Origin of the sequence: Chromobacterium subtsugae (assembly GCF_001676875.1) — a bacterium.
GTDB lineage: Bacteria > Pseudomonadota > Gammaproteobacteria > Burkholderiales > Chromobacteriaceae > Chromobacterium > Chromobacterium subtsugae.
On sequence record NZ_JYKA01000004.1, the window covers coordinates 18,842 to 35,977 of the forward strand.

The following is a 17,136-nucleotide window of genomic DNA, read 5'->3' on the forward strand; positions in this document are numbered from 1 at the left end:
CGCGCTCCACGGACGGGGATGAATCGAAGCAGCGATTGTCCCGACCGCCTGCCGCTTAGTCAACGCGGCGGCGCGTTTTATGCCGTAAGCAAGCCGATAACAATCCAATGAGGAGATCCCATGCTAACCCGCCACCATCCGCTGCTGTCGCCCAGTCTGGGCAGCCAGCGCGCGCTGACCAGCTTCCACTTCGGCCAGGCCGGCCGCGGCGAGAAAGTGCACATCCAGGCCAGCCTGCACGCCGACGAGCTGCCCGGCATGCTAGTGGCCTGGCACCTGAAGCAGCGGCTGCTGCAGCTGGAAAGCGAAGGGGCCATCCTGGGCGAAATCGCCGTGCTGCCGGCCGCCAATCCGATCGGCCTCAACCAGAACCAGCACAACCGCCTGCTGGGCCGCTTCGAGATGATGAGCGGCCAGAACTTCAACCGCCACTACCACGCGATGGCGCAGCCGGTGTTCGCCGCCGTGCGCGGCCAGCTGGGGCCGGATCCCAGGGCCAACACCCGCCTGATCCGCGCGGCGATGAAGGAAGAACTGGCGCGCCAGCAGCCGCAGAGCGAGCTGCAATCGCTGCGCCACGCACTACATAGCCTGGCTTTCGACGCCGACATCATGCTGGACCTGCATTGCGACAGCCGCGCCGAGCTGCACGTCTACACCGGCACGCCGCTGTGGGACCAGTGCGAGCCGCTGTCGCGCTATCTGGGCGCCTGCGCCAGCCTGCTGGCGGAAGACTCCGGCGATCAGCCCTTCGACGAAGCCTGCAGCCAGCCCTGGTGGCAGCTGCGCGAGCTGGCGGTCCAGGCAGGCATCGACGCGCCGATCGAGATGGCTTGCCTGGCGGTGACGATAGAGCTGCGCGGCGAAAACGACGTCAACCATGAATACGCCGCCAAGGACGCCGAAGCCATCATCCATTTCCTGCAGCATCGCGGCGCGATCGCCGGCGACGCGCCGCCGTTGCCGCCGCTGCGCCACCCGGCCACGCCGCTGGCCGGCTCGGAAGACTTGCTGGCGCCGCATGCCGGCGTGGTGGTGTACCGCGCCGCGCCCGGCAGCCTGCTCAGCCCCGGCGACCTGGTGGCCGACGTGATAGACCCGCTGAACGACACTGTCAGCCAGGTCTGCACCCAGCGCGGCGGCGTGCTGTACGCCACCAGCGACCGGCCCTATGCCACCGCCGGCCTGGGCCTGGCCAGGGTGGCCGGCAGCACCGCGTTCAAGAGCGGCAAGCTGCTGACCGCCTGACGGAATTTTTGCCGGCGGCGGCCATCCAACCGCTTTTGATGCGCCGCCCGGACTTCCGCCATGAAACCCTCGCTCCCCGCCCTGCTGCCGCTGTTGCTGCTGCCCTTGCTGTCTCCCGCGCCGGCCCGCGCCGGCGACGCCGCCACCGCGGTGTTCGCCGAACTGCCGGCCCAGCCCGCCTACCACGCCGCCTGGCAAACCATGCTGGCCGGCGAAAAAAAGGTGCCGCGCTGGGTCAGCCGCGCGCGCGCCACCAGTTCGCCCTACCAGGCCGCCAGCATAGACGGCCAAAACTATCTGGCCGGCGAGATGTGCAAGCCGCATGATTGCAGCGCCAACCGCTTCTACGGCGTCTTCCGCGCCGACAAGCGCCAGGCCTGGGGGCTGCTGGTGACCGTGGCCGACGTGCCGGACGCGGTGGAGCATCCGGCCCGCCATGCCCGCTACCGCTGGTTCGGCAAACCCGGCGCCAAGATCAAGGCCTATCTCAACGATCAGCTCAAAGCCGATCCCAACTGGAAATGAAACAATGAAGATTCTCGCGATCGCCGCCATCCTGGCGCTGGGCCTGGCCGCCTGCGCGCAAACCCCGTCCGCGCCGCCGCGCGCCGTCGGCATGGCCAATCCGGCCTCGGTGTTCTGCGTGCAGCAAGGCGGCACGCTGCTGCCGCAAAAAGACGCCAACGGCGGCGAATACGCGCTGTGCCGGCTGGCCGATGGCCGCGAAGTGGAAGAATGGACGTATTTCCGCGAAATGCATCCGCATTGATCCCGGCCCGCCGACGGGCCTGAAATCGAGGCAAGGCCGTCGCGCGCCGGCTTATCCACAGCCATCGGGAAATATCGAAGATATCCACAGCGACAGGCAAAAACAAACCCGCCGGCTAACCGCTCCGGCGGGTTTCCCACCCCCTTTGGCAGGGATGGTTTTACTTTAGACTACCGGACAGGAAAGCTTTCAGCCGTTCGCTCTTGGTATTGCCGAACACTTCGTCCGGATGGCCTTCTTCTTCCACCAGGCCCTTGTGCAGGAACATCACGTGGTTGGACACGTTGCGGGCGAAGCCCATCTCGTGCGTCACCACGATCATGGTGCGGCCTTCCTCGGCCAGCGCCTGCATCACCTTCAGCACTTCGCCCACCAGCTCCGGGTCCAGCGCCGAGGTCGGCTCGTCGAACAGCATCACTTCCGGCTCCATCGCCAGCGCGCGGGCGATGGCCACGCGCTGCTGCTGGCCGCCGGACAGGTGGGCCGGATACTTGGCCTGGGCGCGTTCGTCCAGGCCCACTTTTTCCAGGTACTTCTTGGCGCGGGCGACGGCCTCGTCGCGCGGCAGGCCCAGCACGTGCACCGGCGCCTCGATGACGTTTTCCAGCACCGTCATGTGGCCCCACAGATTGAAGTGCTGGAACACCATCGCCAGCTTGGTACGCATGGTCTGCAGCTGCTTCTGGTCGGCCGGGATCAATTCGCCGCGCTTGTCCTTCGCCAGGCGGATTTCCTCGCCGTTGAGGGCGATGCTGCCCTGGTTCGGCTTTTCCAGGAAGTTGATGCAGCGCAGGAAGGTGCTCTTGCCGGAACCGGACGAGCCGATGATGCTGATGACGTCGCCGGCCTTGGCCTTCAGCGAGATGCCTTTCAGTACTTCGTGGTCGCCGTAGCTCTTGTGAATGTTGCTGATGTTCAGCTTGTCCATCTTGAATTCCCCAGTCATTCTCAGCTCTTGATCGGACGCAGGTAGGCGAGCCAGCGCGACTCCGCCTTGCGGAACAATCCGACCAGGATAAAGGTGATGCTCAGATACAGCAGCGCGGCCAGGCCAAAGGCGTTGAAGGAATCGTAGGTGGCGGCGTTGGCGTCGCGCGCGACCTTCAGGATGTCCGGCACGGTGGCGGTAAAGGCCACGGTGGTGGCGTGCAGCATCAGGATCACTTCATTGCTGTAGGCCGGCAAAGCGCGGCGCAGCGCCGACGGGATGATGACCCGGCGGTACAAGGTGAAGGTGCTCATGCCGTAGGCGCGCCCGGCCTCGATCTCGCCGTAGGGCGTCGCCTTGATCGCGCCGGCGAAGATCTCGGTGGTGTAGGCGCAGGTATTGAGCGCAAACGCCAGGATGGTGCAGTTGTAGCCTTCGCGGAAGAAGTGGTTGAGGAAGCCTACCTCGCGCACCACGTCCAGGCTGTACATGCCGCTGTAGAAGAACAGCAGCTGCACGTAAAGCGGCGTGCCGCGGAACACATAGGTGTACAGCCACACGCTGCGGGCCAGCCATTTCACCTTGGACACCCGCGCCACCGCCAGCGGCACCGAAACCACGAAGCCGAAGGCTATCGACAGCACCAACAGCCACATGGTAACAGCCAGGCCGGACAGGTGGTAGCCGTCGCTCCACAGAAACGCGCGCCAATATTGCTGGATGATGTCTATCATAGCTCGGCCTCCCTCACGCCCATCGAATAGCGGCGCTCCAGCTTCATCAGCACGAAATTGGACAGCGTGGTCAACAGCAGGTAGATGGCGCCGGCCACCAGGGTGAAGAAGAACACCTTGTAGGTGCTCTTGCCGGCGTCGACAGACGCCTTCACCACGTCGGCCAGGCCGATGATGGACACCAGCGCGGTGGCTTTCAGCATCACCTGCCAGTTATTGGAAATGCCGGGCAGCGCGAATCGCATCATCTGCGGGAACTGCACGCGGCTGAAAACCTGCCAGTGGCTCATGCCGTAGGCGATGCCGGCCTCGATCTGGCCCTTGGGCACCGACAGGAAGGCCCCGCGCAGCGTCTCGGTGAAATAGGCGCCGTAGATGAAGCCCAGCGTGACAATGCCGGACACGAACGGGTCCAGGTCGATTTGATCGATATGCAGCGCATCGGTCAGCTTGTTCATGCCGATCTGCAGGCTGTAGAAGATCAGCAGCATCAGCACCAGGTCGGGCACGCCGCGCACCAAAGTGGTGTAGATGGTGGATAGCCCGCCCAGTACGGGATTGCTGGACAATTTTGCGCCTGCGCCCGCCAGGCCGATGACGAAGGCCAGCAGCAGCGACAGCACCGACAGCTCCAGCGTCACCAGGGTCCCCTGCCAGATAATGGGACCGAATCCGTCCAGAAACATGATGTTCCCCCTTCGAGTGGCCCGCGCCTGCGGCTTATCTTGCCGGATGGCGGCGGGTCCTCCAGATTAATACGCCCCGGCGGACCGGGGCGCATCGCAACAGCAGACGGGCGGCGCGCCGCCCGTCCGTCAGCACTTAGTTGCCGTATACGTCGAAGGAGAAGTATTTCTTCTCGATCTTCTTGTAGGTGCCGTCTTTCAGCATGCCGGCGATGGCCTTGTCGATGGCGGCCTTCAGGTCGGTGTCTTCCTTGCGCAGGCCGATGCCGGCGCCTTCGCCCAGGGTTTGCGGATCGACCAGATCCTTGCCGGCGAAGGCGAAGCCCTTGCCTTCAGGCTTTTTCAGGAAGCCCATGTCGGCTTGCACCGCATCCTGCAAGGACGCGTCCAGACGGCCCGCGGTCAGGTCGGCCAGCACCAGGGTCTGGTTCTGGTAGGGAACCACTTCCACGCCGGCCGGCGCCCAGTGTTTCTTGGCGTAGGCTTCCTGGATGGTGCCCTGCTCCACGCCCACGCGCTTGCCCTTCAGCGATGCCGGGGTCGGCATCAGGCCGGCGCCGGTCTTGGCGATCATGCGGGTCGGGGTGTTGAACAGTTTGGCGGAGAAGGCGATTTCCTTCATCCGGGCTTCGGTCATCGACATCGACGACAGCACGCCGTCGAACTTCTTGGCCTTCAGCGCCGGGATCATGCCGTCGAAGTCGTTCTCCACCCATACGCACTTGGCTTTCATGCGCTTACAGATTTCGGTGCCCAGGTCGATGTCGAAACCGACGATCTGGCCGTTGGCGGCCTTGGATTCGAACGGCGCGTAGCTGGCGTCCACGCCGAAACGCACTTCCTTCCAGTCCTTGGCGTAAGCCCCCATCGATGCGGCCACCAAACCTACGGCCAGCGCAGCAAGTGCCTTCTTCATGTGATTCTCCTCATCAAAGCAAACTTCTTTGTTGGTCTGTCCGGCTTGTGCCGGACTTTGTCTCCCAGGCAAACCGCGCCCGGACCGGGACAGCAAACTGCAATCGATGCCACGTGGGCGGCCAGCTCCGCTGCCGCGGGGATGGCTGCACCATGTTATATAGTTAGAGCAATTTGTCTAGCAAGCCCGATTTTCTGAAAATGCCATCTTCATCGATGAAGCATATGGCGCTTCACTTAGCAGAATTCATGCCATCTCTATGGAAAACCGGCTGCCGCCGTGGTGTTTGTCTGAGGACAAAATACAACATCCAATCGACTTGAGAAGTAACGACACGTGAAGAGATCGGTGTACAGCAAAGCGACAAAAATTGGCAAAAACCCGTCAAACCCCTGCATTTTGCCCAATGTGAATAAAAAAACGGGTCAGATATGCCTCTGACCCGTTTGCCTATCACATAAACATGAACCTGCCGTTACGCTTGGTCGCCTTCTGTTGCCGATGACGGCGCTTCCGGCGCGATCACGGTCTGGCGCGCGGCGGCGGCGGCTTCGCGCTCCTTCTCCGCCTGCTTGCGGGCGGCGGCGCGCACCACGTCGAGGTAAGCCATGATGGCGAAGGTCAGCTCGCGGGTGCCTTCGTGGTTCAGCGCGGAGATGGAGAACACGCGCGGCGCCTTGATGTCGAAGCCATCGCTGTCGTCCGGCTTGTCCGCCGGCCAGCCGTAGGCGTTGAGGAAGGCCGACACCGTCAGTTCGCGCTCGTCCGGCGGCAACATGTCCACCTTGTTCAGCACCAGCCAGCGCGGCTTCTCATGCAGCTCTTCGTCGTACTTCTTCAGCTCTTCGACGATGGCGCGCGCCTCGCGCACCGGGTCGACATCCGGATCGAACGGGGCGATGTCCACCACGTGCAGCAGCAAACCGGTGCGCTGCAGGTGCTTCAGGAAGCGGTGGCCGAGGCCGGCGCCTTCGGCCGCGCCTTCGATCAGGCCCGGAATGTCGGCGATCACGAAGCTGCGGCTGTCGTCCATCCGCACCACGCCCAGATTCGGGTGCAGCGTGGTGAACGGGTAATCGGCCACCTTGGGGCGCGCGGCGGAAACCGAGCGGATGAAGGTGGATTTGCCGGCGTTGGGCATGCCCAACAGGCCGACATCGGCCAGCACCTTCAGCTCCAGCTTCAACGTGCGCTGCTCGCCCTGCTCGCCCGGCGTGCATTGGCGCGGCGAACGGTTGGTCGACGACTTGAAATGGATGTTGCCGAGGCCGCCCTTGCCGCCCTTGGCGATCATGATGCGCTGGCCGTGGTGGGTGAGGTCGGCCACCAGTTCGCCGGTGTCGTGGTCGGTAATCACCGTGCCCACCGGCATTTTCAGCTCGATGTCGTCGCCGCCCTTGCCGTAGCAGTCGGCGCCGCGGCCACGCTCGCCGTGCTCGGCCAGGTATTTCTTGACGAAGCGGAACTCCACCAGGGTGTTGACGTTCTCGTCGGCCACCGCGAACACGCTGCCGCCCTTGCCGCCGTCGCCGCCATCCGGGCCGCCGAACGGAATGTATTTCTCGCGGCGGAAACTGGCCACGCCATTGCCGCCGCGGCCGGCCATCACTTCAATCCGGGCTTCATCGATGAACTTCATGTCTACAACCTCTGTATCTGCGAGGAGTCAGGGGTCAGGACTGGCGCCAGCCCTCACGCCTTGCCCCTCGGTATGAAAAAAGCCCTATCGTAGGATAGGGCTTTCTCGGATGCTGGAAAGCGAATTATTCGCCGTCAACACCGGTGTACGGAATCACGTTAACGGTCTTGCGCTGTTGCGCGCCCTTAACGGTGAATTCAACGTAGCCATCAACCTTGGCGAACAGGGTGTGATCCTTGCCCTGGCCAACGTTTTCACCAGCGTGGAAGCGGGTGCCGCGCTGACGCACGATGATGGAACCAGCCGGAATCAGTTCGCTGCCGTAAACCTTAACGCCCAGGCGTTTGGCTTCGGAGTCACGACCGTTGCGGGAGCTACCGCCTGCTTTTTTGTGTGCCATGACTGTTTATCCTTACTTCGAAATCGCGTCGATGCGGATTTCGGTGAAGTTTTGACGATGACCCTGGTGTTTCTGGTAGTGCTTACGACGACGCATCTTGAAGATGCGGATCTTGTCGCCACGACCGTGGGAAACAACGGTGGCCTTAACAGTGGCGCCGGCAATCATCGGGGCGCCTACAACAACCTGTTCACCGTCAGCAATCATCAGCACTTCTTCAAGTACGATCTGGCTGTCGACGTCTGCAGGTATCTGTTCTACTTTGAGTTTTTCACCAACGACAACCTTGTACTGCTTGCCGCCGGTTTTTATGACCGCATACATTCGCATGAGCTCCTGATTTGAAAATCCCCACGCCTGTTGCGCAGGGAACGCGAGAATATACGTGCCTGAAGTCAAGTTGTCAATGATTTCATCAACTTAAGGCCCCACTACGGTGGCATGGCGAGCGGCGGGCCTTTTCTGGTAAGATTCTGCACTTTGGCGTAGCCATCGCAACGATACTGGTTGAAAACGTGTCCACCCCGCTTTTCCGTACCCTGATAGCCGACGACATGCAGACGGTAGACCGCGTCATACGCGCCCGCCTGCACTCCGACGTGGTCCTGATCCGCCAGGTGGCGGAATACATCATCTCCGCCGGCGGCAAACGCTTGCGCCCGGCGCTGACCCTGCTGTCCGGCCGCGCGCTGGGCTACCAGGGGGAACACCTGTTCGAGCTGGCGGCGATGATAGAGTTCATCCACACCGCCACCCTGCTGCACGACGACGTGGTGGACGAATCCGACCTGCGCCGCGGCCGCAAGACCGCCAATGCGCTGTTCGGCAACGCCGCCAGCGTGCTGGTGGGCGACTTCCTCTATACCCGCGCGTTCCAGATGATGGTCACCACCCGCAACATGACCATTCTGGAAGTGATGGCCGAAGCCACCAACATCATCGCCGAAGGCGAGGTGCTGCAGCTGTTGAACATCGGCAACACCGACGTCAGCGAAGACGAATACCTGAAGGTCATCCAGTACAAGACCGCCAAGCTGTTCGAAGCCGCCGCCCGCGTCGGCGCGCTGATCGCCGACGCCGCGCCGGAACAGGTGCAGGCGATGGCCGACTACGGCATGTACCTGGGCACCGCCTTCCAGATCATCGACGACGTGCTGGACTACAGCGGCGACGCCGAAACCATAGGCAAGAGCCTGGGCGACGACCTGGCCGAAGGCAAACCCACGCTGCCGCTGATCTACACCATGCGCCACGGCAGCCCGGAAGCCTCCTCCACCGTGCGCGCGGCGCTGGAAAATGCCAGCCGCGACGGTTTCCAGGATGTGCTCGCTGCGGTACAATCCTGCGGCGCGCTGGACTACGCCAAGAACGAAGCCACCAAAATGGCCGAAAAGGCCATCGCCGCCTTGCAAGCCATCCCCGATACGGAAACCCGCCAAGCTCTGACCGAGCTGGCCCGCCTGTCGGTGGACCGCAGCGCCTGACCACAGTTTTCCGTCGTGTCTCCGTAGTTAAATGGATATAACGGCCCCCTCCTAAGGGGCAGTTACAGGTTCGATTCCTGTCGGGGGCACCACCCACACTTCCAAAGCAGTCCAAGAAAGTCCACAAACCCGCGCCAAATAAGGCTTTGCGGGTTTTTTTACGTCCAGAGCCATCCAAGACCATCCAGTAACATCTACATTTTTTGTGTATAGATTTGTGCACATGCGCCAAACCATCGATAAAATCTATACACAACGTCCCTAGCACCTTTTGCAATCCATACTCTGGTTGGAAAAATGCATGAATGCCAACAACCAGATGTAGGCCCTGGAGCCTTGAGAGCAACGCCCTCAAGACCGCAGCAGCCTCCCCGCAGAAATCGCATGGTGACGATGGTGACGTAGTGACATTTTTGATTTGCAAAGGCTTCCCTTCCTCATCGACTGGTGACGATTGCACACAGTCACTAGTGACGGACAAGCCGCACCTTCGCCCAGCGCCTGATAGCAAAAGCTTCAGGCCCCAAAAATAAGCGCTGAGCGGGCCCTGTACGCCCGACTAACTGGTCTGTCCCATTCCCCGTGGACACTAACTTAAGGTGGATAATCCCCACCAAGGAGCAGTGTTCATGACCAAGACCAGACGTACTTTCCCGGAGGCCCTCAAGCGCGAAGCGGTTGAGCAGGTGCTTGCCGGCACCCCGTTACGGCATGTTGCCCAAGCCTTTGACATTACCGAGTCGCTGCTGGGCAAGTGGAAGCGTCAACTCCAAGACGCAGGACCCGATGCCTTCCCTGGCCGAGGCAAACAGACCGGTGAAGCCGCCGAGCTCAAGCGACTGCGGGATGAACTGGCCCGCGTTACCATGGAGCGCGATGTCCTAAAAAAGGCGCTCGCCATCTTCTCGCAACCCACGAAGTGAAATTCCGCGCGATTCAGGCGCTGTCGGACCGCTACCCGGTAGCCCCGATGTGCCAACTGTTTCGTGTGTCCCGCAGTGGCTACTATGCGTGGCTACACCGCCCACCTTCGGCGCGAGAGATGGCGAACCGACAACTACTACGTGAAATCCGGCTGGTGCATGCCGAGGTCAATGGTATTTATGGCCATCGGCGTATTCATGCCGAACTTCTTGCACAGGGCTTCGCCTGCGGGCGGCATCGCATCGCGGGCCTGATGCGGCGAAACGGTATCAGGGTTAGAACGCGTAAACATTGTCGACCCGTCAGTGGTGGTCAACACCTTCTACCCGTGGCGCCTAATCTGCTGCAGCGACAATTTGCTGCTGGTGGCGACATCAATCAGCGTTGGGTGTCGGATATGACCTATATCCGGACCGGTGAAGGGTGGCTGTACTTGGCGGTGGTGCTCGACTTGTACTCCCGGGCGATAGTGGGCTGGGCCATGCATCATCGAATGCCGCAAGAACTGGTGCATGCTGCCCTGACGATGGCAGTGGCGCGCCGCCAGCCTTCAGGAGAGGTGATTCTGCATTCGGACCGCGGGAGTCAGTACTGTGCCTTTGACTACCAGGCATTGCTGAAACGGCACGGAATGGTACCGAGCCACTCCCGCACCGGGAACTGCTGGGATAATGCAGCAATGGAGAGCTTCTTCCGTTCATTGAAGTCGGAACGTGTTTATCTGACCCACTACCGGAGCTACGAGGAGGCGCGTACGGATGTGTTTGATTACATCCGCTTTTACAATCACCAACGACGTCATTCAACCCTGGGGTATCTGACCCCGGTTGAATTCGAACGCCGCCGTTCAGAGCTTAGTGCTTAACCCGCTGTCCATGGGGAGTGGGACAGACCATTACATCCCACTGCGTTCCATATCCCATCTACACACATGACAGCCTATCAAGTAGCTCTCGGCCCTCAGCTTCCTAACGCATGACTCACAACAGACCACTGCCGACACGGCAACGCATCCTAGGCGCCACCCTCCACCCGGTTGCGGCCGCCGGCCTTGGCCTGGTACAGCGCCTGGTCGGCGCGCTTCACCACCGCTTCCGGCTGTTCATCGGCACGGCCGGCCACCGCCAGACCGATGCTGACGGTGATGCGGCCGACATCCGGCGCTTGCGATTGCTCGACCACGGCGCGGATCTTCTCCGCCAACACCGCCGCGCCTTCGGCATCGGTGGCCGGCAGCAGCAGCAGAAATTCCTCGCCGCCGTAGCGCGCGACGAAATCGGTGGCGCGGGCCGCCTGGCGGATGACTTGGGCGAGATGGGCCAGCACGCGGTCGCCGGCGTCGTGGCCGCAGCTATCGTTGACGCGCTTGAAATGGTCGATGTCCAGCAGCAGCACGGCATAGGGTTCGCCGCTGCGGCCATAGCGCTGGTGCTCGTCCTGCAGCTGCTCGTTGGCGGCCATGCGGTTGTTCAGGCCGGTCAGCGCATCGTTGCGCGCCAGTTTGGCCAGCTGTGTGGCCTTGGCCACCAGCAGCCGGTTGGCCTCGCGCAATTCATTGGTGCGGTCTGCCACCGCGCCTTCCAGGCTGGCATTGATGTCGGCCAGTTGCTGCTTGCGGGCCAGCAGCGCGGTGGTCATTTCACGCATGGATTCCGACAGCTGGCGCAGCTCTTGCGCGCCGCCATGGATTTCCCAATCGGCCCCCTCTTCCCCGCGGCCGACGCGCTCGGCGATCTCCGCCAGTTCCTCCAGCGGCCGGCTGAACGAGGTCGCCAGCCGGTACACCGCCGCCATCAGCAGCACGCTGGCCGCCAGCCCCAGCAGCAGCAATACCCCGCGCAGCTGATTCAAGGCCGCCAGCGCCTGCTGCCGCGGCTGGCGGACAATCACGCGCCAGCCCACCCCGGCATGCTGCGCCCAGGCTTCGCTGTACAGGTAGTCGCCGCCGTCCGGCCAGGCGCCCAGGCGGAAGGTTTGGCCGACGGGCAGCGGCGCGGGCGCCCGCGTCCGCCCTATCGCCTCGAACGGCGACAGGATGTTGTTCTGTTTATCGACGATGAAAGCCTCCAGCCCGCCCTTGGCCGGTAGCCGCGTCCGGATGATTTCTTCCACCCAATCCCATAGCGCGTGGGTAGCCAGCACGCCGCGCAGCTTGCCCGAGGCGTCGTACAGCGGCGAAGCGAAGTCGACGAAGCGCAGCGGCTCGCCCTGGAGCTTGGCCGACGGCAGCAGCTTGGCCAGCAGCACCGCCTGGTGGATGTCGCCGACGAAAGGCGCGTGCCGGCCCTGGATGAACCACGGCCGCTTGGCCACGCTTTGGCCCAGCAGCATGCCGCCGGTGGAGGACAGCACCTTGCCCTGAGTGTCGGCGACGCCGATCCAGGCGTAGTAGCGGTAGGTTTGCTTGGTGCGCTCCAGGCTTTGGCGCAGCTCGTCGCCATCCAGCGGCGCGCTGACGTAGGTGGGCGTCTGCGCCAGCAGCATCACCTCGCGGTGGCGTTCGCGCAGATTGCTTTCTATCGCCTGGGCGATGCTGCCGGTCAGGCTGCCCATCGCTTCGCCCTGGTCCCGCAGCATGCGCTGGGACAGCACCTGATCCAGGCACAGCCCTGCCACCAGCGCCGAGGCGAGAAACAGCCCCCCAAACAACGCGGCCAGCCGCAAGCGGAAACTGCCGGGCAAGGCGAAACGATGATGGCTCATTGCTACCCTTCGCTCAGGACTAGGACATGGATGCACTATCCTACCCCAAAGCGCGCCGCCTCTTTCAATGCCCGGCCGCCCCGGTTAGCCACCGCGTTCCGCCAGCAGCCGGCGCGCCCGCGCCTGCCCGGCCGTGGAAATGGCCAGCGCCGCCGCCACCAGCAGCGCGGCCGCCGCGAAAGTGGCGCGCATGCCGGCGGCCGCCGCTTCCGCCGGCCCGGCGCCGGAGTGGGCCGATGCCGCCGCGAATACCGCGCCCAGCGCCGCCGCGCCGGTGATCAAACCCAGATTGCGCGACAGGCTGAGCATGCCGGCCGCCACGCCGCGGCGCGCCGCGCCGGCGTTCGCCATCAGCGCCGTATTGTTGGCCGCCTGGAACAGCGCGTAGCCGGCGGTGGTCATCCCCATGGGGCAGAGATAGCCGAATATGCCCAGGCTGGACGGCAGCAGCGCCAGCAGAAGCGTCCCGCCCAGCATGCCCAGCAGGCCGGCGCGGCTGACGCGCCCGCCGCCGAAACGATCGACCAGGCGGCCTGCCGGCACGCCGCAGCAGGCAGACAACAGCGGGCCGACCGACAACGCCAGCCCCACCCGCGCCGCTTCCAGCCCCAGCGCGCGGGACAGGTAAAAGGGCCCGACCACCAGCGTGGACATGATGACCGTGGACACCAGCGCGCTCATGGCCAGACCCGCGGCCAGCTCCGGTTGGCGCAGCATGGCCGGCTGCAGCAACGGCGATGCCGCGCGCGCCTCCACCCGGATGAACAACGCGGCGCCGGCCGCGGCGGCCAGCAGCAAGCCGCCGCCCAGCGCGCCGAAGCGGCCTTGCCCCTGCGTCATCGCCAGCGCGTAAGCCGCCAGCGTCAAGGCCAACAACAGCGTGCCCAGCGGGTCGAAATCCTGGCGTCCGGGTTTGGCCGCCCGCCGGTCGGCCGGCAGGTAACGGCGCGCCAGCGCGAAATTGACCAAACCCAGCGGCACGTTGACCAGGAAAATGGCGCGCCATCCCAGGCCCGCGGTCAACAAACCGCCCAGCGACGGCCCCAGCGTGGTGCCGATGGCCGACATGCTGCCCAACAGCCCCATCGCGCTGCCTGTCCGCCCCTGCGCCGCCGCCTCCCCAGCCATGGCGATGGCCAGCGCCATCATCACCGCCGCGCCCAGCCCCTGCGCCGCGCGGGCGGCGATCAAGGCCGGCAGCGTCGGCGCCAGCCCGCACAGCAGCGACGCCGCGGTGAACAGCGCGATGCCCGCCAACAGCAGACGGCGGCGGCCCAGCAGGTCGCCCAGCCGGCCGACGCTGACAATCAGCGTGGTCACCGCCAACAAATAGGCCAGCACGATCCATTGCGCCTGCTGGAAGGTGGCGTCCAGCGCCTGCGCCAGCGCCGGCAGGCCGGCGTTGGCGATGCTGGTATCCAGCGAAGGCATCAACATGGTCAGCGCCAGGCTGGCCACTGCCCAGGCGGCCGACGGCGCCGCGCCGGCCTCACGATTATCCGATTTCAAAGTCCGCTCCTTGCCATTGCGCGCGGCCCGCCGCGCGGGGCCGCATGCCAAGCAAGGTAAACCCTGGCCAGAGATGGCGGAAGGCGCAGCATTTGCATTTCATTAATGCACACGACGCCATATATGCTAAGGTCCAGCCATGTCCAAACCCGATTTGAACCTGCTGATCGCCCTGGACGCGCTGCTGGCGGAAAACAATGTGGCGCGCGCGGCCAAGCGCTTGCGGCTCAGCCCGTCGGCCATGAGCCGCACCCTGGCGCGCCTGCGCGAAACCACCGGCGACCCCTTGCTGGTGCGCGCCGGCCGCAGCCTGACGCCCACTCCGCGCGCGCTGGCATTGCGCGAGCAAGTCGGCCGGCTGGTGGAAGAAGCGGAAGCCGCGCTGCGCCCGGCGCAGACGTTGGATCTGGCGCAGCTGGCCCGCACCTTCGTGCTGCGCGCCAACGAAGGCTTCGTGGAAAACTTCGGCCCGGCGCTGCTGGCGCGCGTCGGCGCGCAGGCGCCCGGCGTGCGGCTGCGCTTCGCGCCCAAGCCGGACAAGGACAGCGGGCCGCTGCGCGACGGCAGCGTCGACCTGGAAATCGGCGTGGTGGGCAAAGCCACCGGACCGGAAGTGCGCGCCCGCGCGCTGTTTCGCGACCGTTTCATCGGCGTGGTGCGCGATGGCCATCCGTTGGCGCAGGGCGAAATCACGCCCGCCCGCTATGCGGCCGGCCGACATGTGCTGGCATCCCGCCGGGGCCTGGAGCGCGGGCCGATAGACGACGCGCTGGCCGCGCTGGAGCTGGAGCGGGACATCGCCGCCACCGTGGCCGGCTTTTCCAGCGCGCTGGCGCTGGCGCGCGAATCCGACCTGATCGCCAGCGTGCCGGAGCGCGGCACCGGCAAGCTGCGCGCCGGCATGTTCAACTTCGCGCTGCCGCTGGCCGCGCCGGAAATCACCGTTTCCATGCTGTGGCACCCGCGCCTGGACGCCGATTTGGCGCACCGCTGGCTGCGCGGCTGCCTGCTGGCGGTGTGCGAGCCGCCGGCTCAAACCGGATGCACGCCGCCATCCGGGCTAGCCGCCTCGCGCTGCCGCTGATGGCGCTGCTGGCCGCCGTCCCGGCGCGGGCAATGGACTGCGCCGCCCCCCGCCTCAGCGGGGCGGAAACATGGATCTGCGCCACGCCAGCGCTCTTGATGGCGGACATGAGCCTCAACGACAGCTACCGCATCGCGGCATTGCTAGCCCCATCCCGGCCGGCGCTGCGCCGGGAACAACAGGCCTGGCTGCGCGCGCGCGAACAATGCCGCGACCAGCGCTGCCTGCGGCAAAGTTATGTCGACCGAGCCCGGCAGCTGCGCGCCCGCATCCGCGACTGGGCCCAGCCCTGCGCCGTCGACCCGCGCCGCATCCTCGGCGACTGGGAAAGCATCCGCAGCGGAACCTTCGACCAATTCCAGCTTGCCCCCGGCCATCGGTTCCACAGCTGGCTGCACCAGCGGCCAGAATTCAACGACAAGCCATGGACCTTCGCCGCTAGCGATTGCCGTCTGAGCATCGGTGCCGGCCGCGACGGGATCGCATTCGCGTTCCTGCTGGCCCAGCCCCGGCCGGACCGGCTGATCCTGATCGACTCCGGCAGCCTGGATGCCCAGCTGTATAAAAAGCTGCGCTAGGAAACCGCCTGCGCCGCCCGCCGCCCCGCGCGCCAGGCGGAATAGCCCAGGCACAGCAAGGACGCCGCGCTCAGCAAGTGCTTGCCGCTGGTCATCGCGCCGCCCGCCCAGGCTATCGGCGGGTAAAAATCCGGATAGGAAACCAGATCGATATAGCTGCACAGGTTTTCCAGCGCGTCGGCGCCCGCCACCATCAGCGGCAGCAAGTTGAACCAGCCGGGCCGCGGCAGCCGCCGGCGCAGCAGGCTGATCAACAAGGCGAAGCCGGCGCCGTAGCACAGCAGGAACAGCGTGTCGAAAGCCAGAAAATGCAGATAGCCCTGGCGGCCAGCCGCGCCGTAAGCCGCCAGCAGCGCCCGCACCGCGTCGGCCGAATACCAGGGCCGCAAGTCCAGAATGGGCTGGCCATACAGGCGCGCCAGCCGGCTGACCGACAGCGCGGTGTCGGAGAAGTTGAACAGCCAGGCCAGCGCGGCCGCCGCCAGCAGCAAAACCAGCGCGGCGGGCGCCGAAGAGCGGCGGTACAGCCACAGGCTCAGGCCGCGCATGCGCCGCCCTCCGCCGCCACCTCCTGGCCGAGCTGCCGCAGCGATTGGGCCAGCGCCGTGTCCAGCGGCGTCGGCGTCCAATCGCCCAGCCGCGCGCGCAGCGCCCGGCCATCCAGCGCATGCGGACGCCGCCACAGGTAGCGGTTGCCCCACATCGACCGCAGCATCGGCGAGAACGGCCGCATCAGCCCCAGCCAGCCCCAGGGCAGCGCGCGCGCGCGCAGCGGCCGGCCCAACACCCGCTGCAACGCCTCCTGCAGCTGCCGGCCAGTCAGGTCGTGGCCCGGCATCATCATCCGGTTGAAGCCGCGGATGCCGGCGCGCTGGTCGGCCAGACGGGCAAAGGCCTCGGCCAGGTCCGCCAGATGGGTCCAGGCGTGGACGCTGTCCAGCGGGCCGGGGTAAGTGAACACGCCACGCTGCAGGCCGGCGGCAATCACCTTGTCGAACCATACGCCGGTGCCCTGGCCGAAGAAATCGCCGGCGGTGAGCACGAAGCTGTCCAGGCCGGGCGCCGTCGCCAGCCGCCGCTCCATTTCGATGCGGATGGCGCCGAACACATGGCCCGGCGCGGCCGGCGTGCCTTCCGTCAGCGTCGCCGGCAGGCTGGAGCCGAAGTTGTAGACCGTGCCCGGCAACAACAGCAGCGCGCCGGCCGCCTGCGCCGCGGCGATGGCGTTGTCCAGCATAGGCAGCGCGTCGCGCCGCCAGCAGGCCTGGGTGTATTGCGAAGGATTGAGCGCGTGCGCCACCACCTGGCAACCGCGCGCGGCGGCGAGGATCGCGGCGCGGTCGTGGCCGTCGCAATGGACTTCCTCCACCCGGCCCTCGCCGCGCCAGCCGGCGCGCGTTTGCGCCCTTACCTGCCAGCCCCGCTCGCGCAGCGCTTGAACCATCGCCATGCCGAAACGGCCGTTGGCGCCCAATACCAGTGCTTTCCGGGTATCCATCCGTCTGCTCCTCTCTCATAGGGAAGCCTCATTCTC

The 17,136-nt window shown here is 65.0% G+C and carries 19 protein-coding genes and 1 tRNA gene; 9 read left to right on the forward strand and 11 right to left on the reverse strand.

Translation table 11 applies throughout. The features are described 5' to 3' along the window. Positions 1-120: 120 nt before the first annotated feature. Genes MY55_RS05825 through MY55_RS05835 form a run of 3 tightly spaced genes read left to right on the forward strand, consistent with a single transcriptional unit; the run spans position 121 to position 2,017 of the window. Complete coding sequence (locus MY55_RS05825; protein ID WP_043577030.1) at positions 121-1,248, forward strand: succinylglutamate desuccinylase/aspartoacylase family protein; 1,128 nt, start codon at positions 121-123, stop codon at positions 1,246-1,248. 60 nt (positions 1,249-1,308) lie between these two features. Further along, the gene (locus tag MY55_RS05830; RefSeq protein ID WP_043577028.1) at positions 1,309-1,773 is read left to right on the forward strand and encodes an inhibitor of vertebrate lysozyme family protein; all 465 of its coding nucleotides are present in this window, start codon (positions 1,309-1,311) and stop codon (positions 1,771-1,773) included. Positions 1,774-1,777: 4 nt separating this feature from the next. After that, positions 1,778-2,017, forward strand: coding sequence for a putative hemolysin (locus MY55_RS05835; RefSeq protein WP_043577027.1), 240 nt, complete (start codon positions 1,778-1,780; stop codon positions 2,015-2,017). 160 nt (positions 2,018-2,177) lie between these two features. Here the strand turns inward: MY55_RS05835 and MY55_RS05840 are convergent, their stop codons facing one another. The 7 genes from MY55_RS05840 to rplU all read right to left on the reverse strand — a co-directional run bounded on the left by MY55_RS05840 (position 2,178) and on the right by rplU (position 7,644). Then, positions 2,178-2,945: an ABC transporter ATP-binding protein gene (locus tag MY55_RS05840; protein WP_043577203.1), complete on the reverse strand. Its 768-nt coding sequence runs from the start codon at positions 2,943-2,945 to the stop codon at positions 2,178-2,180. 20 nt (positions 2,946-2,965) lie between these two features. Beyond that, a complete protein-coding gene (locus tag MY55_RS05845; RefSeq protein WP_043577024.1) occupies positions 2,966-3,679 on the reverse strand; it encodes an ABC transporter permease in 714 nt (237 codons plus the stop codon). After that, the gene (locus tag MY55_RS05850; protein WP_043577020.1) at positions 3,676-4,365 is read right to left on the reverse strand and encodes an ABC transporter permease; all 690 of its coding nucleotides are present in this window, start codon (positions 4,363-4,365) and stop codon (positions 3,676-3,678) included. Before MY55_RS05850 ends, MY55_RS05845 begins: the two co-directional genes overlap by 4 nt. A gap of 136 nt (positions 4,366-4,501) precedes the next feature. Next, on the reverse strand, positions 4,502-5,281 hold the full coding sequence (locus tag MY55_RS05855) for an ABC transporter substrate-binding protein (protein ID WP_043577019.1): 780 nt from the start codon (positions 5,279-5,281) through the stop codon (positions 4,502-4,504). Between the two features lie 475 nt (positions 5,282-5,756). Next, on the reverse strand, positions 5,757-6,920 hold the full coding sequence (gene obgE, locus MY55_RS05860) for a GTPase ObgE (protein ID WP_043577016.1): 1,164 nt from the start codon (positions 6,918-6,920) through the stop codon (positions 5,757-5,759). A 124-nt stretch (positions 6,921-7,044) separates the two neighbouring features. Continuing rightward, a complete protein-coding gene (gene rpmA / locus MY55_RS22565; RefSeq protein ID WP_021476841.1) occupies positions 7,045-7,320 on the reverse strand; it encodes a 50S ribosomal protein L27 in 276 nt (91 codons plus the stop codon). A 12-nt stretch (positions 7,321-7,332) separates the two neighbouring features. Beyond that, positions 7,333-7,644, reverse strand: a complete 312-nt coding sequence (gene rplU, locus MY55_RS22570; RefSeq protein ID WP_039753142.1) for a 50S ribosomal protein L21 — start codon at positions 7,642-7,644, stop codon at positions 7,333-7,335. Between the two features lie 179 nt (positions 7,645-7,823). Between rplU and ispB the strand changes: the two genes are divergently transcribed. The 4 genes from ispB to MY55_RS05885 all read left to right on the forward strand — a co-directional run bounded on the left by ispB (position 7,824) and on the right by MY55_RS05885 (position 10,593). Further along, positions 7,824-8,804 (forward strand): octaprenyl diphosphate synthase, encoded by a 981-nt coding sequence (gene ispB / locus MY55_RS05870; protein WP_043577013.1) that lies wholly within the window; start codon positions 7,824-7,826, stop codon positions 8,802-8,804. Between the two features lie 17 nt (positions 8,805-8,821). Then, positions 8,822-8,896 (forward strand) — tRNA-Arg (locus tag MY55_RS05875). Positions 8,897-9,433: 537 nt separating this feature from the next. Then, positions 9,434-9,727: a transposase gene (locus MY55_RS05880; protein WP_046158739.1), complete on the forward strand. Its 294-nt coding sequence runs from the start codon at positions 9,434-9,436 to the stop codon at positions 9,725-9,727. Then, positions 9,724-10,593: an IS3 family transposase gene (locus MY55_RS05885; protein ID WP_065202101.1), complete on the forward strand. Its 870-nt coding sequence runs from the start codon at positions 9,724-9,726 to the stop codon at positions 10,591-10,593. Before MY55_RS05880 ends, MY55_RS05885 begins: the two co-directional genes overlap by 4 nt. Before the next feature lie 149 nt (positions 10,594-10,742). Here MY55_RS05885 and MY55_RS05890 read toward each other — a convergent pair whose 3' ends face one another. Next, a complete protein-coding gene (locus tag MY55_RS05890; RefSeq protein ID WP_043577002.1) occupies positions 10,743-12,431 on the reverse strand; it encodes a sensor domain-containing diguanylate cyclase in 1,689 nt (562 codons plus the stop codon). Positions 12,432-12,515: 84 nt separating this feature from the next. After that, positions 12,516-13,940 carry an MFS transporter gene (locus MY55_RS05895; RefSeq protein WP_236686484.1) on the reverse strand — a complete coding sequence of 475 codons (1,425 nt, stop codon included), beginning with the start codon at positions 13,938-13,940 and terminating at the stop codon, positions 12,516-12,518. Positions 13,941-14,079: 139 nt separating this feature from the next. Here MY55_RS05895 and MY55_RS05900 point away from each other — a divergent pair, with 139 nt between their 5' ends. Then, a complete protein-coding gene (locus MY55_RS05900; RefSeq protein ID WP_047243879.1) occupies positions 14,080-15,024 on the forward strand; it encodes a LysR family transcriptional regulator in 945 nt (314 codons plus the stop codon). Next, entirely contained in the window at positions 14,982-15,602 is a 621-nt protein-coding gene (locus MY55_RS05905; protein WP_047243880.1) for a lysozyme inhibitor LprI family protein, read from the forward strand. The genes MY55_RS05900 and MY55_RS05905 overlap by 43 nt, the downstream gene beginning before the upstream one ends. On the opposite strand, the gene MY55_RS05910 is transcribed toward MY55_RS05905, so the two are convergent. Further along, positions 15,599-16,150 carry a hypothetical protein gene (locus tag MY55_RS05910; protein WP_043576993.1) on the reverse strand — a complete coding sequence of 184 codons (552 nt, stop codon included), beginning with the start codon at positions 16,148-16,150 and terminating at the stop codon, positions 15,599-15,601. The genes MY55_RS05905 and MY55_RS05910 overlap by 4 nt on opposite strands. Beyond that, positions 16,138-17,100 (reverse strand): NAD-dependent epimerase/dehydratase family protein, encoded by a 963-nt coding sequence (locus MY55_RS05915; protein WP_043576992.1) that lies wholly within the window; start codon positions 17,098-17,100, stop codon positions 16,138-16,140. The genes MY55_RS05910 and MY55_RS05915 overlap by 13 nt, the downstream gene beginning before the upstream one ends. Positions 17,101-17,136 lie beyond the last annotated feature (36 nt).